The organism is Bifidobacterium callitrichos DSM 23973 (assembly GCF_000741175.1).
Taxonomy (GTDB): domain Bacteria; phylum Actinomycetota; class Actinomycetes; order Actinomycetales; family Bifidobacteriaceae; genus Bifidobacterium; species Bifidobacterium callitrichos.
This window is the reverse complement of record NZ_JGYS01000007.1, coordinates 40,933-57,856: the sequence shown is the minus strand read 5'-3', so window position 1 is coordinate 57,856 and position 16,924 is coordinate 40,933. Positions and strand designations below refer to the sequence as shown.

Annotated in this window: 16 protein-coding genes and 2 tRNA genes; 7 read left to right on the top strand and 11 right to left on the bottom strand. The window is 65.0% G+C overall.

What is annotated here, in order from left to right; genetic code table 11:
- Positions 1–935: 935 nt before the first annotated feature.
- The 3 genes from BCAL_RS05310 to rplS form a co-directional block, all read right to left on the bottom strand.
- On the bottom strand, positions 936–1,622 hold the full coding sequence (locus tag BCAL_RS05310) for a ribonuclease HII (RefSeq protein ID WP_043166954.1): 687 nt from the start codon (positions 1,620–1,622) through the stop codon (positions 936–938).
- Positions 1,619–2,443, bottom strand: a complete 825-nt coding sequence (lepB, locus tag BCAL_RS05305; protein WP_052119260.1) for a signal peptidase I — start codon at positions 2,441–2,443, stop codon at positions 1,619–1,621. The genes BCAL_RS05310 and lepB overlap by 4 nt, the downstream gene beginning before the upstream one ends.
- Before the next feature lie 139 nt (positions 2,444–2,582).
- Positions 2,583–2,939 carry a 50S ribosomal protein L19 gene (gene rplS / locus BCAL_RS05300; protein WP_043166952.1) on the bottom strand — a complete coding sequence of 119 codons (357 nt, stop codon included), beginning with the start codon at positions 2,937–2,939 and terminating at the stop codon, positions 2,583–2,585.
- A 422-nt stretch (positions 2,940–3,361) separates the two neighbouring features.
- On the opposite strand from rplS, the gene BCAL_RS05295 reads away from it, so the two are divergent.
- The 3 genes from BCAL_RS05295 (at position 3,362) to BCAL_RS05285 (ending at position 6,283) form a co-directional block, all read left to right on the top strand.
- A complete protein-coding gene (locus BCAL_RS05295; protein WP_043166950.1) occupies positions 3,362–3,982 on the top strand; it encodes an HAD family hydrolase in 621 nt (206 codons plus the stop codon).
- A gap of 260 nt (positions 3,983–4,242) precedes the next feature.
- On the top strand, positions 4,243–4,746 hold the full coding sequence (locus BCAL_RS05290; RefSeq protein WP_043166948.1) for a hypothetical protein: 504 nt from the start codon (positions 4,243–4,245) through the stop codon (positions 4,744–4,746).
- 82 nt (positions 4,747–4,828) lie between these two features.
- The gene (locus tag BCAL_RS05285; protein ID WP_081887265.1) at positions 4,829–6,283 is read left to right on the top strand and encodes a class I SAM-dependent rRNA methyltransferase; all 1,455 of its coding nucleotides are present in this window, start codon (positions 4,829–4,831) and stop codon (positions 6,281–6,283) included.
- A 50-nt stretch (positions 6,284–6,333) separates the two neighbouring features.
- Here BCAL_RS05285 and BCAL_RS05280 read toward each other — a convergent pair whose 3' ends face one another.
- From BCAL_RS05280 to pgi, 4 genes are all read right to left on the bottom strand, one after another.
- Positions 6,334–6,819 (bottom strand): DUF1893 domain-containing protein, encoded by a 486-nt coding sequence (locus BCAL_RS05280; protein ID WP_052119259.1) that lies wholly within the window; start codon positions 6,817–6,819, stop codon positions 6,334–6,336.
- A gap of 1 nt (position 6,820) precedes the next feature.
- Complete coding sequence (locus BCAL_RS05275; RefSeq protein ID WP_052119258.1) at positions 6,821–7,432, bottom strand: ECF transporter S component; 612 nt, start codon at positions 7,430–7,432, stop codon at positions 6,821–6,823.
- A gap of 131 nt (positions 7,433–7,563) precedes the next feature.
- Positions 7,564–8,472 carry a DUF362 domain-containing protein gene (locus BCAL_RS05270; RefSeq protein ID WP_202961945.1) on the bottom strand — a complete coding sequence of 303 codons (909 nt, stop codon included), beginning with the start codon at positions 8,470–8,472 and terminating at the stop codon, positions 7,564–7,566.
- A 137-nt stretch (positions 8,473–8,609) separates the two neighbouring features.
- Positions 8,610–10,310 (bottom strand): glucose-6-phosphate isomerase, encoded by a 1,701-nt coding sequence (gene pgi / locus BCAL_RS05265; RefSeq protein ID WP_043166947.1) that lies wholly within the window; start codon positions 10,308–10,310, stop codon positions 8,610–8,612.
- Positions 10,311–10,729: 419 nt separating this feature from the next.
- Here pgi and BCAL_RS05260 point away from each other — a divergent pair.
- The 3 genes from BCAL_RS05260 to BCAL_RS05250 all read left to right on the top strand — a co-directional run bounded on the left by BCAL_RS05260 (position 10,730) and on the right by BCAL_RS05250 (position 12,149).
- Positions 10,730–10,805: transfer RNA gene (locus tag BCAL_RS05260), tRNA-Thr, on the top strand.
- Between the two features lie 113 nt (positions 10,806–10,918).
- Positions 10,919–11,000, top strand: a tRNA-Leu gene (locus BCAL_RS05255).
- A gap of 147 nt (positions 11,001–11,147) precedes the next feature.
- Positions 11,148–12,149, top strand: a complete 1,002-nt coding sequence (locus BCAL_RS05250; RefSeq protein ID WP_043166945.1) for an AEC family transporter — start codon at positions 11,148–11,150, stop codon at positions 12,147–12,149.
- A 24-nt stretch (positions 12,150–12,173) separates the two neighbouring features.
- On the opposite strand, the gene BCAL_RS05245 is transcribed toward BCAL_RS05250, so the two are convergent.
- From BCAL_RS05245 to BCAL_RS05235, 3 genes are read right to left on the bottom strand one after another with little or no spacing between them, the layout of a single operon-like run.
- Positions 12,174–12,896 carry a non-canonical purine NTP pyrophosphatase gene (locus tag BCAL_RS05245; protein WP_043166943.1) on the bottom strand — a complete coding sequence of 241 codons (723 nt, stop codon included), beginning with the start codon at positions 12,894–12,896 and terminating at the stop codon, positions 12,174–12,176.
- A gap of 40 nt (positions 12,897–12,936) precedes the next feature.
- Positions 12,937–13,701, bottom strand: coding sequence for a ribonuclease PH (rph, locus tag BCAL_RS05240; protein ID WP_043166941.1), 765 nt, complete (start codon positions 13,699–13,701; stop codon positions 12,937–12,939).
- Positions 13,702–13,753: 52 nt separating this feature from the next.
- On the bottom strand, positions 13,754–14,380 hold the full coding sequence (locus BCAL_RS05235; RefSeq protein ID WP_043166939.1) for a Pr6Pr family membrane protein: 627 nt from the start codon (positions 14,378–14,380) through the stop codon (positions 13,754–13,756).
- 66 nt (positions 14,381–14,446) lie between these two features.
- Between BCAL_RS05235 and BCAL_RS05230 the strand changes: the two genes are divergently transcribed.
- Positions 14,447–15,790: a nicotinate phosphoribosyltransferase gene (locus BCAL_RS05230; RefSeq protein ID WP_420796813.1), complete on the top strand. Its 1,344-nt coding sequence runs from the start codon at positions 14,447–14,449 to the stop codon at positions 15,788–15,790.
- Positions 15,791–15,827: 37 nt separating this feature from the next.
- On the opposite strand, the gene BCAL_RS05225 is transcribed toward BCAL_RS05230, so the two are convergent.
- Positions 15,828–16,838 carry an aldo/keto reductase gene (locus BCAL_RS05225; RefSeq protein ID WP_043166935.1) on the bottom strand — a complete coding sequence of 337 codons (1,011 nt, stop codon included), beginning with the start codon at positions 16,836–16,838 and terminating at the stop codon, positions 15,828–15,830.
- Positions 16,839–16,924: the final 86 nt, after the last annotated feature.

The window sequence follows — 16,924 nt, the reverse complement described above, 5'->3', positions numbered from 1 at the left end:
TGTTTTTGGCGTTGAGCGGCACGACGATGCGTCATTGCCGCCTCGCCACCTTTTTGACATGACGTCAAAACGGCTATTTTCCAACGATTCCGCAATAACCGGTATCGCAGGAGTCGCTTCTGCCGTCGTCTTGTCTGCCGCTCAACGCGAAAAACCACCAAAATCGCGTTGAGCGGCACGGTTTTCTGCCACTCAACGAACATCAACCGATTGACATGCGCTGAGTGGCAGATACATCACGACCCATCACGCGTCCATCCCCCGATCCGCCCCCGGTCGCCGCATCAGGCCTACGGGATCGGACGTTTTCCCGACCTTGCAGGCCCCATAGCGGCGGACCCTATGGGATAGGACGTAACGGAACGAGAAATGTGGGTTATTGCGGCAGATCCTGCGGGATCGGACGCAATGGGGCGGGAAATGAGGGTTGTTGCGCCGGATACTACAGGGTCGGGTGCAATGGGCTCGGATCGGACTGGACGCTAGGGCCGAATTTGTCTGGTGAGCGGATAGTTGACGCAGGTCTGTGCGACACCTGCGTGGACACCTGCGTGACGCAGACCTGGCATCGCACTTCAGAAATTCGTTGGCCTCGTTTCCGACTCCCTTTGTCAGGACGTTGCCGTTGGCCAGAACGTTGCCGCGAGGCAAACGGCGAAGCTATTTGCAGGCAATGTGCAGGCAGCGTACGAGCCGACAGGCAAACCAGCATGACGCGCGCAGCGCGTGCCGTAATCGCAGGACGCGCCGGCCTGCGAAGCAGGTCTGAAACGAGTCTGAGAGACAGTCAATCCAACAACGAATCTACAACACAGGACACTAACTCACGTATTGCACTGGAGGGGAATCGGCGTTCGCCGTTCGAGACCGTAGGCTTGGCCGAGCGGCCTTGAGCGTGTCCCGAACGGTGAACGCCGATCCCCCGACCAACCACCCTACGTGAGCTTCCAGGAGAGACGATGCTGGTCGCTGGGGCCGTGTTGGGCGATGGCGTCGCGGTGGGCCTGGGTGCCGTATCCCTTGTTGTGCTGCCACTCGTAAAGTTCGTACTTGGGGTCGGATTCGGCGAGTTCGACCATGAGATGGTCTCGGGTGACCTTGGCGATCACGGCGGCCGTGGCCACGACGGCGCAGTGGCGATCGCCCTTGACCTTGGTCGTCACCTGCGCGGGGATGGGGACGTCCGGGGCGTCGAAGGTGTTGAGCGCCTTGGTGATGTAGTCGCTCGGCCCGTCGAGGATCGCGCCGACGCGGATCGGAAGGGCGAGTCCCAGCTTGCGTTCGACGTCGGCCAGCGCGCGCAGAGCGGCCACGCCCAGCGCGTACGAGATGCCCCAGTCGTCGATTTCGGTGTTGGAGGCGGAGCCGACGGCGTATGCGGCGGCCCAGTCGGTGAGCTCGTCGTAGATGGCCTCGCGACGATGCTCGGTCAGGAGCTTCGAATCGGCGACGCCCGCGGGAACGTCGATGGCCCCGCTGTCGAGATCGCGCGACCGGATCGCGGCGCAGCCGACCATGACCGGTCCGGCGAGCGCGCCGCGGCCGACCTCGTCGAAGCCGCAGATCAGGTCGTAGCCCTGTGCGGCGAGGTCGCGTTCGAGATCGAGCGTGGGGGTGATCATGCGGCGTTACCGGCCGAACCGTCCGAACCGGCGTCGGGCACGTTGGAGAAGACCTCGTGGTGGGCGTCGAGTCCACTGATGCGGCTGAGGGGCCAGTATCGGGCGATGCCGACGCCGACGACGTCGCTCATCGGCACGAGACCCTTGTCGCCGTCGTCCTGATGGTAGCGGGAGTCGGCGGAGTTGGCGCGATTGTCGCCCATGACGAAGATGTGGTTCGCGCTGACCGTCACGCTGAACGGGAAGGCGCTGGGGTCGACTCCGGCCTTGAGGTAGGCGGTTTCGTTGACGGCGACGCCGTTGACCTTGATCGGCTGGCCGGCACCTTCGCATTCGACGGTATCGCCGGGCAGGCCGATGACGCGTTTGATGAGGTAGTCGCCGGCCAGCGGATTGCCGGACTGTTCGCCCGCGAGCCAGTTGGCGGGGTCGTGGAAGACGACGACGTCGCCGCGTTTGAGCCCGAAGGGCCTGGGCGAGAGTTTGGATGTGACGACGCGGTCGCCGGGTTCGATGGTGCTTTCCATCGAACGCGAGGGAATCTCGTAGAAGCCGACGAGCAGGACGCGGATGAGGATGACGACGAGGATCGGGATGCCGCACCAGATGAGCGTGTCGCGCCAGGAGAAGTTGTCGTCGTGCTCCTCCCTGCGTCTGCCACCGCCTCGGCCGCCGTTTCCGCCGGCGCCTACGGCCGGGTCGACCGGCTGTTCGCTGACGCCGACGACTTCGGCGGTGACGGGCATGTCGGACGGATCGACGCCGTGATTGGCCACGTCGAACGTGTACTGGTCGCGTTCGTCGGATTCGTTGGATGCCATGGTTCCCTTCCTGCTTGTCCATGTACTGCCCACATGCCCATGTGCATGCCGCCCATGCGCTCGAGCCAATCATAGTGCGTGGGTATGGAAACGGCCCGGAAACCGGAAGGCTTCCAGGCCGATTTTCACGTGAGTGATATCACTTGGCGCGACGCTCGACGATACGAGCGGCCTTGCCGCGCAGGGCGCGCAGGTAGTAGAGCTTGGCGCGGCGGACGCGACCCAGACGCACGACCTTGATGGAGTCGATGGACGGGGAGTGCAGCGGGAAGCGGCGCTCAACACCGGTGCCGAAGCTGATCTTGCGGACGACGAAGGTCTCGCGCACGCCGGAACCCTTACGGGCGATGACCACGCCGGTGAAGGTCTGGATACGGGAGTTGTTGCCTTCCTTGATCTTGACGTTCACGTCGACGGTGTCGCCCGGACGGAAGGTCGGGATCTCCTCGGCCGGCTTCATGTGCTTGGCGTCAAAAGCGTCAATGGCGTTAACCATGGTGTTTCCTTAGGTGCCGCCGCATATCGGCCACCGGTTGGGGGCATACGCTTCATGGCCGTTCCCCGGGCATCCCGCCCGATGCGGCTCCACGCACGCCGATTCGTTCCCTCGCCGGTTCGCCGACGAGGGGGTGTCAATCCGCCGGGAGACGCGCCTTGCGGCGGCCCGACTGGACTTCCTGGGCGAAACGGGTTTATGCGGTGACCCGTCTCACGACACAGCAATCGTCAAGATTATCCCTCGGGCGGGACAGGCGACGAACCCCGGAAGGCGGCCCCGCGATCCGACGAATCACCCCAGTCCATTCCACGAGCCGGACGGCGATCGCCCGGGAGCCGGACGCGCGCATCCGCGCCCGGCACCGCTCCCCTACCATCGTCCATCGGCCTGCAAGGGGCCGGAAAGGAAGGCGATCGACGATGGTCGACAACGTGATCTTCGACTTGTGCGGGGTGCTGGTCGACTGGCGTCCAAGGCTTGCGCTGGAGGGGCTCTTCCCGGCGGACGAGATCGACGACATGTTCGCCGAGGACGATCATTGCGGGTTCATGTACTTCGACGACCTGCATGACAGGGGCACGGACTACGTCGACCTGCTGCCCGACTACGAGAACGAGTACGGTCCGCGGCTCGCCGCGATGATGCGCGCCTACGCGGACCACGTCGATCGCACGCTGACCGGTCCCATGCCCGGCATGCCGCAGCTGGTCGCCGATCTGAGGCGACGGGGCGTGCGCGTATGGGGGCTGACCAACTGGGGACGCGACACCTGGCCGATCATGGCCGGCCGCCTCCCGCAGCTCATCGGCATGCTGGATGGCGTCGTCGTCTCCGGGCGCGACGGCGACGGCGCCGCCAAGCCGGACCGGGAGTTCTTCGATCTCGCACTCGCGCGGTTCGGCGTTCAGCGCACGTCCACGCTGTTCGTGGACGATTCGCCGTACAACGTGGACGGTGCCACGGCCGCGGGATTGCAGGCGTTTCGCTTCACCTGCGCGGATGAGACAAGACACTGGCTGGCCGACCACGCCCTTCTCTGATTCCACGAGCCGGACATCGCCCTGCCACGAGCCGGACCACCCCCTTCCACGAGCCGGACGGCGGCAACCGGCCGCACACGCCTCCTCTAGTATCGGATGACGATTTCAGCAGTCCATATATTGGACTTGCTGAATTCACATACCAAACAAACACAAACACACAATCACTATGTCTTCACCGTCGCAGGACGGCGTGGCGCGGTGCATAACTGAGTGCCCGCGACCCCACGAAACAGCAATCAGGGTGGTGGAGGGTAATCATGGGCACGTTTTCCTTGACGGCCAACAACGAGATCGGACGGAAGGCGGTATGGAGGGCCGTCACGCTGGGACAGCTGGAATTCCCGCAGGTCAGCGAACCGTACGCCGGTGCGTTCGACGACGATTTCTGGCCGAGCAGGCACGAGGAATACAACCGTCTCGAATGGGACGAGATGGACTGGCGGTCCATCCGCGAACAGATGGATCGGGCGAGCGACCAGCTTCAGCAGCATCCCGAAGCGTCGCCCGAACTCGAATTCGACGTGCCGTCGATACGCGAACGCACGTTCCTGGAGATGTGGTTCGGCTACGGCGATCCGAGCGTGGAGGCCTCGGCCGACGACACCCATTACCGGGTCGGCTACGGGCAGCATCGCATCTGCGCGTACGCCGACTATCCGATGAACGCCCGCGACCGAGACCTGATGCGGATCCCCGCATCCGGATTCCTCCCGACCGGCCCGCTCTCGCCGAACACCAGAATCCCCGTGCTGACGCACTGAATCATCCGCGATTCCCCCACGGGCGCGACACGAGCTTCAACCAAAACGAAGACAAGCAACAACAGGACAGGACGGCAGCGCCATGAAAACGAACAGAGCATACCCACGAGCCGTGATCACCGAGAAGGGCGCACGCGCGCTCGAAAGCGGGCATCCATGGGTATACGAGGGTGAGATCAGGCGGTTCGCGCTACCGTCAGGTGAGGCTTGGGACAACAATGGATCGCTCAAACCCGGCGCGCGGGAAGCGCTCGACGCGAACGCCAGCGGCAACACCAGCGGAACCGCCGAGACCGAAGGCGATTCCGGCACCACCCGCCCGAAACGCAACGACTTCCGCGAGCGCCGTCGCCGCAAGGAGCTGCTCAACGCGCCCCGGACCGAGGATGAGATCATCCCGCTCGACGCCCTGCCGGACGGCTCGATCGTCGACGTCGTAAACCTCAAGGGAACCTATCTAGGCACCGGCCTGCTGTCGCGTCACAGCCGCATCCGCGTGCGTCTGGTGACCCGCAACGCCAACGACGACTTCTCGCCGGCGTTCTGGGAGCGCAAGATCCGCTGGGCGTGGGAGTATCGCAAAACCGTGATGGGCGACGACGACATCACGGCATGCCGTGTGATCTTCTCCGAGGCCGACGAATTCCCCGGGCTGATCGTCGACCGGTTCAACGACGTGCTCGTCACCCAGACCCTGTCAGCCGGCATGGAGCGCCTCAAGCCGGTGATCTTCCCCGCGCTGCTCAGGGTCTTCACCGAGGACGGGGTGTTGTTGCGCGGCATTTACGAGCGCAACGACGTGTCCACGCGCGCGTTGGAGGGACTGGAGCAGACGACCGGCTGGTGGTCGGCATCGGACACATCCGATTTCGCCCCGACCGTTACCGACATCACCGAAAACGGCGTCAGGTATCACGTCGACTTCGCGAACGGCCAGAAGACGGGGTTCTTCCTCGATCAGAAGTACAACCGCCGAGCCGTGGCGCGACTTGCCCGGGGCCGGCGTGTGCTCGACTGCTGCACGCACACCGGCTCCTTCGCCCTCAACGCGGCCCGCGGCGGCGCGCAGTTTGTGCGCGCGGTCGACGTGTCCGAAACCGCCATCGACATGGCGAGGGAGAACGCGCGTCTCAACGGGCCGGACGTCTCCGGCCGCATGGACTTCACCGTCGCGAACATCTTCGATCTGCTGCCCGAGCTGGAGCGCACGCACAATCCCGAGCGATTCGATTTCATCATCCTCGATCCGCCGGCGTTCACCAAGAGCCGCAGCACGATCGGCTCGGCCGCGCGAGGCTATCGGGAGATCAACTACAGGGCGATGCGCATCCTGCCTCGCGGCGGCTATCTGGCGACCTGCTCGTGCTCGCATTTCATGGATCATGAGCATTTCAAGCGCATGCTCACCGAGGCGGCGCGCGATGCGGGCGTGCGTCTTCGTCAGATCGAGGAGCGTCAGCAGGCGCCGGATCATCCGATCGTCTGGGGCATTCCCGAGACCGACTATCTCAAGTGCCTGCTGTTCCAGGTGGTGTGACCGGCGTGATGACTCCTCGCAGCCCGCTCCTCGCAGCCCGCGTGGAGTAGTCATCGCGCCGCCATCAGGCGGGCGACTGCGGCACGGATGGCCGGTTCTGCGGCGAGCGGATCGCTGATCGAGGCCACCGACCGCTCGATCGGGCAGATGCCGGTGCGCGTGCGGTTGAGGATCACCGGCACGAGGGTGCCGTAGGAGGCGGCGATGCCCTGCGTGCGCAATGTCGCCAGTCCGGCCTCGCTCATCGTCTCGGCGTACACGGCGACGACGCCGAGACGTGCGTACAGCAGGGCCGCGCCCTTGCCGACCACGCGGTCGGCGGCCGAATAGCCGACGAGGCTGCGCCCTTCCGCCAGCCATTGCAGCAGCGGGCGCACACCACGGCCGAATCCGGTGAGGATCTCGTCGGATTCTCCATGGCGGTCGCCGCGCCCGTCGTCATGCGCATCGCCACTCCCGTCGCCACGGCAGGCCACACACCCGACCGCGGGGTCGGCCAGCAACACGCCCTTCGCGCGTTCCACATCAGTCGGCATATCAGCGCCTGCGTCCGCGATCCACGGTGGTCATGATCGCGGGGATCGCGATCCACTGCAGCACGAGGCCCGGCAGACCGGTGAGAACCGCGGCCCACACGGACGCGACGGTCATGGTCGTATTACCGAGAAGGGCGACGGCCACGCCGATCGCGAGCGCGTCGATCAGTCGGCCTGCGATCTGCGCACCGAGCAGCTTGACGAGCCATTCGATCGGCGAGGGCAGCGCGAACGGCAGGTTCACCCCGCGCAACACCCCGGCGACCAGACCGTAGGCGGCGAGTTCGATGACCATGAACGGGACCATCGGCGCCATCGGCATGCCGGTGAGCGCAAAGCTCACGACGGGCGCGAGCGCGCCGGTGGCGACGCCGGCGTACGGGCCGGCCAGCAGGCCGACCAACAGCACGGGCAGATGCATCGGCAGCAGCGTCTGACCGAGGGCCGGGCCAAGGCCGAGCGCGGCGCCGCCCAGATGGAAGATCTGTGGCAGGGCGACGGCCGCGATGACGGCGAGCACGGCGGCCAGCGACTGGACCTTAACGCTCGGCAGCGCACGGACGGCGACACCGGCGACCGTGCGAGTGGATGAGGTGGATGAAGTGGATTGCATGACAAGCTCCTTATGACGACTGATGAGTAATCACTGAGTAAATCACCGGTCAATCACCGGCCGGACGGTATTGCGCCCGGACCGGAGACCGGATTTGCTGCCGGATGGCGATGGTTCGACGGCTTCGCGGCTCAGCGCGCGTCGAGGTCGATGAGACGGTAGTCGCGCGAGCCCAGACCCATCTCCACGGCGTGCTCGATGATGTGGATGCCGTGGCGGGATTCGATGCGTTCGATGAGCGGTTCCTTGTTGTCGTCGGACACGTAGACCATGTCGACGCACGCCTGATCGACGGCCACCGGGTCGAGCGAGGCACAGATGCCGATGTCGTCCATGACCTGCGCGCTCGGATGTCCGTCGCAGTCGCAGTCGACCGAGAGGTTGTTCATCACGTTGATGAAGAGCATGTTGCCCTTGAGCGCGTTGAACACGGCGGTCGCGGCCTCGGCCATCGCCTCGAGGAAGGCGTCCTGGTCGCCGCTGAACGGCTGGGCGAGGATCTCGTCCTGTCCGGAGTGCAGGCGCTTCTTGCCGCGCGAGGACGCCATGCCGATCGAGATGTTCTTCAGGGCCCCGCCGAAGCCGCCCATCACGTGCCCCTTGAAGTGCGAGAGCACGGCGTAGTAGTCGTAGTTCGGGAAGTGCGATCCGACGATGTCGCCGGTGATGCGCCGGCCTCCCCCGACCGGGATTTCGATCTCGCCCTCCTCGTCCTGGATGTCGCAGGGGGCGATGTCGGTGAACCCGTGCTCCCTGATCGTCTTCCAGTGGTGTTCGGACGTGTCGCGTGTGCCCGCGTACGCGGTGTTGCATTCGACGATCGTACCGTCGAGCCGCTGGACGAGGTCCTTGATGAGGGACGGCTGCAGATAGTGCGTGTTGCCGCCCTCCCCGGAGCTCAGTTTGACCGCGACCTTGCCGTGCGGGCGCGCGCCGAGCGCCTCGTAGACGCGGATCAGCCCGGCGGGACTGATGTCGCGGGTGAAGTAGACCTTCGCGGCCATCGGATAGTCGGTTTGGTGTTCGAGCGTCATTGCCATGATTGATTGCCTCCTTGCCTTTCCACCACCCATCGTACAGCCCGATACGGCCTGAACGATGAACGAGCGCCCGACACCATGCGATGTGGTGCCGGGCGCTCGTCAGTCAGTCAACCGACCGATCGTGAGGATCGGGATCAGAACTCGCGGTTCTCGCGGTAGAACTTGATCAGGCTCTGGGTGGAGGCGTCCTGGGCGGCCAGGGCCTCGTCATCCTTGGAGATGGCCGGGGTGATCTGCTTGGCCAGCTGCTTGCCGAGCTCGACGCCCCACTGATCGTAGGAGTCGAGGCCCCAGACGGTGCCCTCGACGAAGGTGATGTGCTCGTACAGGGCGATGAGCTCGCCGAGCGCGAACGGGGTCAGGGCCACGCCGAAGATCGAGGTGGTCGGACGGTTGCCGGTGAACACGCGGGCCGGGACGATCTCCTCCGGGGTGCCCTCGGCGCGGACCTCCTCGGCGGTCTTGCCGAACGCAAGGGCCTTGGTCTGCGCGAAGTAGTTGCCGAGGAACAGCTCGTGCACGTCCTGGTCGCCGTCCTTGGTCGGGTTCGGGGTGTTGACGAACGCGATGAAGTCGGCCGGGATGAGCTGGGTGCCCTGGTGGATCAGCTGGTAGAAGGCGTGCTGGCCGTTGGTGCCCGGCTCGCCCCAGAAGATCTCGCCGGTCTCGGTGGTGACCGGGGTGCCGTCCCAACGCACGGACTTGCCGTTGGACTCCATGGTCAGCTGCTGCAGGTACGCCGGGAAGCGGTGCAGGTACTGGTCGTACGGCAGGACCGCGTGCGAGGCGGCCTTGAAGAAGTTGCGGTACCAGACGTTGAGCATGCCGAGCAGCACGACGACGTTCTTCTCGAACGGGGTGTTGGCGAAGTACTCGTCGATCTCGTGGAAGCCGTGCAGGAACTCCTCGAAGCGGGCCGGTCCGAAGACGACGGCCAGGGAGGTGCCGACGGCGGAGTCGACGGAGTAGCGGCCGCCGACCCAGTTCCAGAAGCCGAACGCGTTGTTCGGGTCGATGCCGAACTCGGCGACCTTCTCCAGGTTGGTGGAGACGGCGACGAAGTGCTTCTTGATGGCCTCGGCCTTCTGGGCGTCGTCGTTGGAGTCGATGGCGCCGTTGGCGGCCAGCTCCTCGAGCAGCCAGGTGCGGGCCTCGCGGGCGTTGGTCAGGGTCTCCAGGGTGGTGAAGGTCTTGGAGACGATGATGAACAGCGTGGTCTCCGGATCCAGACCCTTGGTCTTCTCGGCCAGATCGTTCGGGTCGATGTTGGAGATGTAGCGGGCGGAGATGCCGGCGTCCGCGTACGGCTTGAGGGCTTCGTACGCCATGACGGGGCCCAGGTCGGAGCCGCCGATGCCGATGTTGACGACGGTCTCGATCTTGCGGCCGGTCACGCCGGTCCACTTGCCGGAGCGGACCTCGTCGGCGAAGGCGTAGATCTTGTCGAGGACCTCACGCACGTCCTTGACGGTGTCCTGACCGTCGACGATGTACTTGCCCTCGTCCTCGACCGGGCGGCGCAGCGCGGTGTGCAGCACGGCGCGGTCCTCGGTGTTGTTGATGTGCACGCCGGTGTACATGGCCTTGATGCGCTCGTCGAGCTTGACCTCGCGGGCCAGGTGGACGAACAGCTGGAGGGTCTCCGGCTTGATGAGGTTCTTGGACAGGTCGAAGTGCAGATCGCCGGCGTCGAAGCTCAGGTTCTTGACGCGGTCGCTGTCCTCGGCGAACCACTTCTTGAGGCTGATGCCCTCGGCCTGCAGCTCGTCGTAGTGCTTCTGCAGGGCGACCCACGCCGGGGTCTGGGTGGCGTCAATGGGAGGATTGATGGCCATGGATTCCATTCCTTTCATCATCGATCGAAACGTCGCGCGGGGCCTGCCCGGCGATGCCGGACTGGTTACGCGATGTCCCTTATCAAGGAACAGAATACTCACAAAAGCGGACACAATAACACAAAAAGAATAAACGCTAACATATCGGCAACGTAGCAGTGAACGGACGGGGAATCGACGGGCGCGATCCGCCGGCGCATCATCACAGGCCTTCGCCCCGATATCGCGATCCGAGCCGGCAAACGCAGACGCCCGTAGCCGCGTGCCGCCCGATCGCACGCGGCGGCCACCGCCACCATCGAAGCCGGACGCACGACACGCCGGACACCACTCACACGACACGTCGATTTTGCGTTTTCCCGACGATGCCCTATACTCTTCTTTTCGTGCATGGATCGCGAATGCTTTCCAAGCACGACGCCACTTTAGCTCAGTCGGTAGAGCGGCTCACTCGTAATGAGCAGGTCGTCAGTTCGATTCTGACAAGTGGCTCCATCACCCCGGATCGCCCGTCCGGGGTTTTTGTTTTCCCGCAGACGCAGACCGCGATCACACGCCGAACCGTCCGCCCGCCCGTAATCAGGGTTTATGATAGATTGTCTCATTGCGCGCGAGTGGCGTAATTGGTAGCCGCGCAGGATTTAGGTTCCTGTGACTTCGGTCGTGTGGGTTCGAGTCCCATCTCGCGCACTGTCCTTCACGAGCTCTCACGAGCTTTCACGAGGCCGTGGCAACGTGACGAGCGGCATCGGGAAAACACGGAACTCGACAAGAACCACCCAGACAGACCAAGACACACCCAGACAGAAGACAAGAAGACAAGCGGAAGAAGTCACCATGATCGCGCTGCTCAAACCGATCGCGTTCCTGCTCATCATCGCCGCCGCATACCTCGTCAAGCGCGCCGGACTGTTCCGCCCGCGCGACTACCGCGTCATGCAGGTCGTCGTCTTCGACTTCACCCTGCCCGCCTCGATCATCGTCTCGTTCGCGACGAACCCGCATCACCTGAGCATGCTGCTCATCTCCGTGTTCGCGATCGTGTTCGGCCTGCTGCCGCTGCTGCTCGTCTACGCGGCGACGCGGCATCGCCCGGTGGCCGACCGCGCGTTCCTCATGCTCAACTGCTCCGGCTTCAACGTGGGCAACTTCTGTTTCCCCGTCATTCAGGCGTTCATGGGCCCCTCCGCGCTGGTGACGGCCTCGATGTTCGACATCGGCAATTCGGTGGTCGTCACCGCCGGATCGAACGTGATGACCACGTCGCTGCTGCACATCGACATGAATCGCACGCTCGCCGAACAGCACGCCGGCTCCGCGCCGACGATGCCGTACACGAAGCCGACCGATCCGGACGCGAGGCGACTCGCCCTCCGCGCGAAGCTCAAGCAGATCCTCAAGGGCTTCTTCACGTCGGTGCCGTTCGACATCTACATGCTGATGATCGTGGTGATGGTCTTCTCGATCCCGATCCCCTCGTTCGTGCCGACGCTGCTGCAGCCGGTCGCGGACGCGAACTCATTCTGCTCGGTGTTCATGGTCGGCATGCTCATGGATCTGCCGAAGACGCGCAAGGACGTGATGGACGTGCTGCAGGTGCTCGGATGGAGGCTGCCGCTCGGCGTGCTGTTCGCGGCCGCATGCTGGTTCCTGCTGCCGTTCGACGCCTCGGTGCGCAAGGCGGCGGTCATGCTCTCCCTCGCGCCGACCGCCGTGTTCTCGACGCTGTTCACCGATCGCGTGCTCGGCAACGCCAAGCTCGCCGGGTTCACGCTGTCGATCACGGCGATCATCGCGATCGTGCTGATGACCGCCGTGAACTTCCTGATTCCGGCGTGATTCCGGCGCGATTGCGCGGCTCCGCTAGTCGAGGATGGCCTCGATGGCAGGGACCAGGGCCTTCAGGGCCTTGCCCCTGTGGGAGATCGCGTTCTTCTCGGCCGGGGTCATCTCGGCGCTGGTGAGCGGCTCGCCCTCGTACTCGGGCTCCTCGCTGGTGCGGCCGGGCTGGTCGTCCGGCACGAAGATCGGATCGTAGCCGAAGCCGTGTTCGCCGCGCTCCTTACGGATGATGCGGCCGGGCATCTCCCCCGTCTCGACCGTCTCGGAGATGATGACGTGATGCGCGGCGAGCGCGGCGTCGGATCCCGCGGCGAGCGTGTCGCCGGCGGTCGAGTCGATCTCGTCGCCGGGGACGACGAGCGCGGCGGCGCAGCGGAACCGCGCGGTGCGTTTGTCGTCGGGGATGTCCTCGATCTGGGCGAGCAGCAGCGCGTTGTTGGCCTTGTCGTGGCCGTGCGCGCCGGCCCAGCGGGCGGAGAGGATGCCGGGGGCGGCGCCCATCACGTCGACGATCAGACCGGAGTCGTCGGCGATGGCCGGTAGTCCGGTGCGGCGGGCGACGTCGCGCGCCTTCAAGAGCGCGTTCTCATCAAAGGTGACGCCGGTCTCGACCGGGTCGGGCAGGTGGAGCGATCCGGCGGAGACGAGCTCCACCTTCGCGGCGTCGGCGCCGAGATCCTCCTCGAGGATGCGTCGGATCTCGACGAGCTTGCCTTCGTTGTGCGTGGCGACTACGAGTTTCATGGGGATGGACGGTCCTTTCGATCAGGGAATCAGTCGGAAATCAGTCGAGGGCGAGCGCGGCGCGCTGTGCGGCCTGCAGCTCCTCGTTGCCCTTCTGCGCCAAGTCGAGCAGCGTGTTCAGCTCGGCGCGGTTGAACGGGCGGTGTTCGGCGGTGCCCTGGATCTCGATGAAGTTGCCGGAGCCGGTCATCGCGACGTTCATGTCGGTCATCGCCTGGCTGTCCTCGACGTACGGCAGGTCAAGCATCGGCGTGCCGTTGATCACGCCCACGGACACGGCGGACACGTAGTCCTTGATCACCTTGTCGGCGGACTTGATGTGGTGGTTGCGTTCGGCCCAGTTGACCGCGTCGACGAGGGCGACGAACGCGCCGGTGACGGACGCGGTGCGCGTGCCGCCGTCGGCCTGCAGCACGTCGCAGTCGAGCTGGATCTGGTTCTCGCCGAGGGCCTGCATGTCGATGACGCCCCTCAGGCACCGGCCGATCAGGCGGCTGATCTCGTGCGTGCGGCCGCCGATCTTGCCGGCGACCGATTCGCGCGGGGTGCGCTCCTTCGTGGCGCGCGGCAGCATCGAGTATTCGGCGGTGACCCAGCCGAGGCCGGAGTCCTTGCGCCAGCGCGGCACGGTGGGCGTGAACGTGGCGGTGCACATGACGCGCGTGTTGCCGCATTCGATGAGCACGGAGCCCTCCGGCGCATCGGTGAAGTGGCGGGTGATCCTCACGGGACGCAGTTCGTCGACCTTACGTCCGTCCTGACGGGTGATGGAGCTGTTGCCCAGCATATCTGTGATTTCAACCATGCGTCCCAGCTTACGCCCTGTGCGGTCGGATCGGACCATCCCCTCGCATCGCCTACCCCACCAGCGGTTTGGGCGGCAGGATCCGGTCGATGACGAACAGGATCAGGCTCAGGGCGAGGAACCCCAGCGCGAGTTTGCCGCAGTTGATGCCGAACTGCGCCCATCCGAGGGCCTTCAGGTCGATGAACTGGTACGGGTACGGGTTGCCGCCGGCTGCCGGGCCGGAGGTGGGGAGCAGCGCCGCGCGCACGAGCACGAACGCCAGATAAAGCGGGAAATAGGCGAGCCACGTGAACATGTAGTGCCATTCGAAGCGGCGATGCTGGTCGAAGATCAGGAAGTCGATGCCCGCCATGATCGGGGCGACCCGATGCAGCCACGTGTTCGTCATGAGGCCGAGCACGGCCGGCACGTACGCCGGGTCGTCGGGCGGCATGAGCAGGAACGCGACGAGAGCGGTGACGATCGCGTAGAGCGTCACGCAGCCCTTGAGCCATGCGGGCGGCTCGATGCCCTTGAGGATCGTGGCGGCGCCCGCCCACAGCATCACGAAGCCGAGCACGAATCCGGTCTGGAAGGTGAAATAGGTCCAATATTCAGGCTTGTGCCACGCCTCGTAGGTGCCGACGAAGCACATGGCGGCGATCGCGAGCCGCCACAGTCCGGCGATGAATCTCATGGTCACCAGTCTAGGCGGAGCATGCGAATCGGAGTAGGCTGTTGCCCAGCGAAATCACAGCGAAGCATCCAAACCCAGGGGAGCGATCACATGGACTATTCACCGGCGCTGATGACCGACATGTACGAATACACGATGCTCGACGCATGTCTGAAGGACGGCACCGCGGACCGCAAATGCGTCTTCGAGGTGTTCACCCGCCATCTGCCGATCGGCCGGCGCTACGGCGTGGTCGCCGGCACCGAGCGCATCCTCGACGAGCTCGAGCGCTTCCACCTCGACGACGAGGATCTCAAGTTCCTCGCCGACCGCAAGGTCGTGAGCCCCGAGACGATCAAGTGGCTGGAGAGCTTCCACTTCTCCGGCACGATCAAGGGCTACCGCGAGGGCGAGATGTTCTTCCCGAACTCGCCGATCCTCGAGGTCGAGGGCACGTTCGGCGAATGCACGCTGCTCGAGACGCTCATCCTGTCCGTGCTGAACTATGATTCCGCGGTCGCCTCGGCCGCCTCCCGCATGGCCTCTGCGGCGAAGGACCGCCCCTGCATGGACATGGGCGGACGCCGCACGAACGAGTGGTCGGCCGTCGCGGCAGCACGTGCCGCGGTCGTCGGCGGATTCCAGGGCACCGCGAACCTGCTCGCCGCGCAGATGTACGGCCTCAAGGCGATCGGCACGGCCGCGCACTGCTTCACGCTCGTGCACGACAGCGAGCGTCAGGCGTTCGAATCGCAGATCGCCGCGTTGGGAAGGAACACGACGCTGCTCGTCGACACGTACAACATCGAAGAGGCCGTGAAGACCGCGGTCGAGGTCGCCGGACCGGAGCTCGGCGGCGTGCGCATCGATTCGGGCGATCTCGCGCTCATGGCGCAGCGCGTGCGCAACCAGCTCGACGCGCTCGGCGCGACGAACACGCGCATCACCGTCACCAACGATCTCGACGAGTACGCGCTCGCCGCGCTGCAGACCGCGCCGGTCGACTCGTACGGCGTGGGCACGATGCTCGTCACCGGCTCGGGCGCCCCCACGTGCGCGATGGTGTACAAGCTCACCGAGCGCGAGGGCGCGGACGGCGTGATGGTCCCGGTCATGAAGAAGTCGAAGGACAAGGCCACCGTGCCGGGCCGCAAGGTCGCCTACCGCTCGTACGAGTACGGTCTGGCCGACGTGGAGCACGTGATCTCCGGTTCGGAGGACAAGCTCGCCGCGTTCCGCCCGGAGGAGGGTTGGAAGGATCTCATGGTCGACTTCGTCGATCACGGCGAGATCAACCATGAGTGGCAGGGCCACGACGCGATCCAGCGCGCGCACGACTACCGTGCGAAGGCGCTTGCCGAGCTGCCGATCGCGGCGCAGAGCCTCATGCGCGGCGACCCGGTGATCCCCACCGAAGTCACTGTTCTGTGACTTCGGCCGGGATCCTTCGCGGCTGCCGCCGCGGTGTTCAGCGCTGGGAGATCTCGTCGATCCTGGCGAGCTCTTCGGCGCTGAACGTGGTGTTCTTCAGCGCGCCGATGTTGTCGACGATCTGCTGCGGCTTGGAGGCACCGGCGAGCACGGAGGTGACGGCGTCGTCGTGCAGCAGCCAGGCGAGGCTCATCTCGGCGAGGGTCTGGCCGCGGGCGATCGCGATGTCGTTGAGCTCGCGGATCTGCTGGAGACGCTCCGGGGTGAGGGCGGAGTCCTTGAGGAAGCGCGGGTCGACGGCGATGCGGCTGTCGGCCGGCACGCCGTTCAGGTAGCGGTTGGTCAGCAGACCCTGCTCGAGCGGGCAGAAGGTGATGAGGCCCTTGCCGAGCTTCTTGGCGGTGTCCTTGAGCCCGTTCTTTTCGACGGTGCGGTCGAAGATGTTGTACTTGTTCTGGTTGATGACGAACGGCACATGCAGCTCGTCGAGGATCGCTGAGGCCTTCTCCAGAGTCTGGCCGTCGTAGTTGGACAGGCCCACGTACAGCGCCTTGCCGGAATTGACGATCTGGGCGAGCGCGCCCATCGTCTCCTCGAGCGGGGTCTCCGGGTCCGGACGGTGGTGGTAGAAGATGTCGACGTAGTCGAGGCCGAGGCGTTCGAGGGACTGGTCGAGCGAGGCGATCAGGTATTTGCGCGAGCCCCAGTCGCCGTACGGACCGGCCCACATCTCGTAGCCGGCCTTGGTGGAGATGATGAGCTCGTCGCGGTGGGCCTTGAAGTACTTGTTGAGCAGCAGGCCGCAGTTCTTCTCCGCCTGGCCGGGCTCGGGACCGTAGTTGTTGGCGAGGTCGAAGTGGGTGATGCCGTGGTCAAACGCGGTGAACACCAGCTGCTTCATGTGGTCGAACGGCGTCAGGTCGCCGAAGTTGTGCCAGAAGCCGAGCGAGACGGCCGGCAACTTGAGGCCGGATTTGCCGCAGCGGTTGTAGGTCATGGTCGCGTAGCGGTCGTTCGCGGGCGCGTAGGCATTGGTGGGTTCGAACATCCTGTTGTTCTCCTTCAGGTCGATTCACTTACGAATCGAGTCCCGCATCGATTGCAGATCGATGCCGGTCTGATTCATGTGGGGCC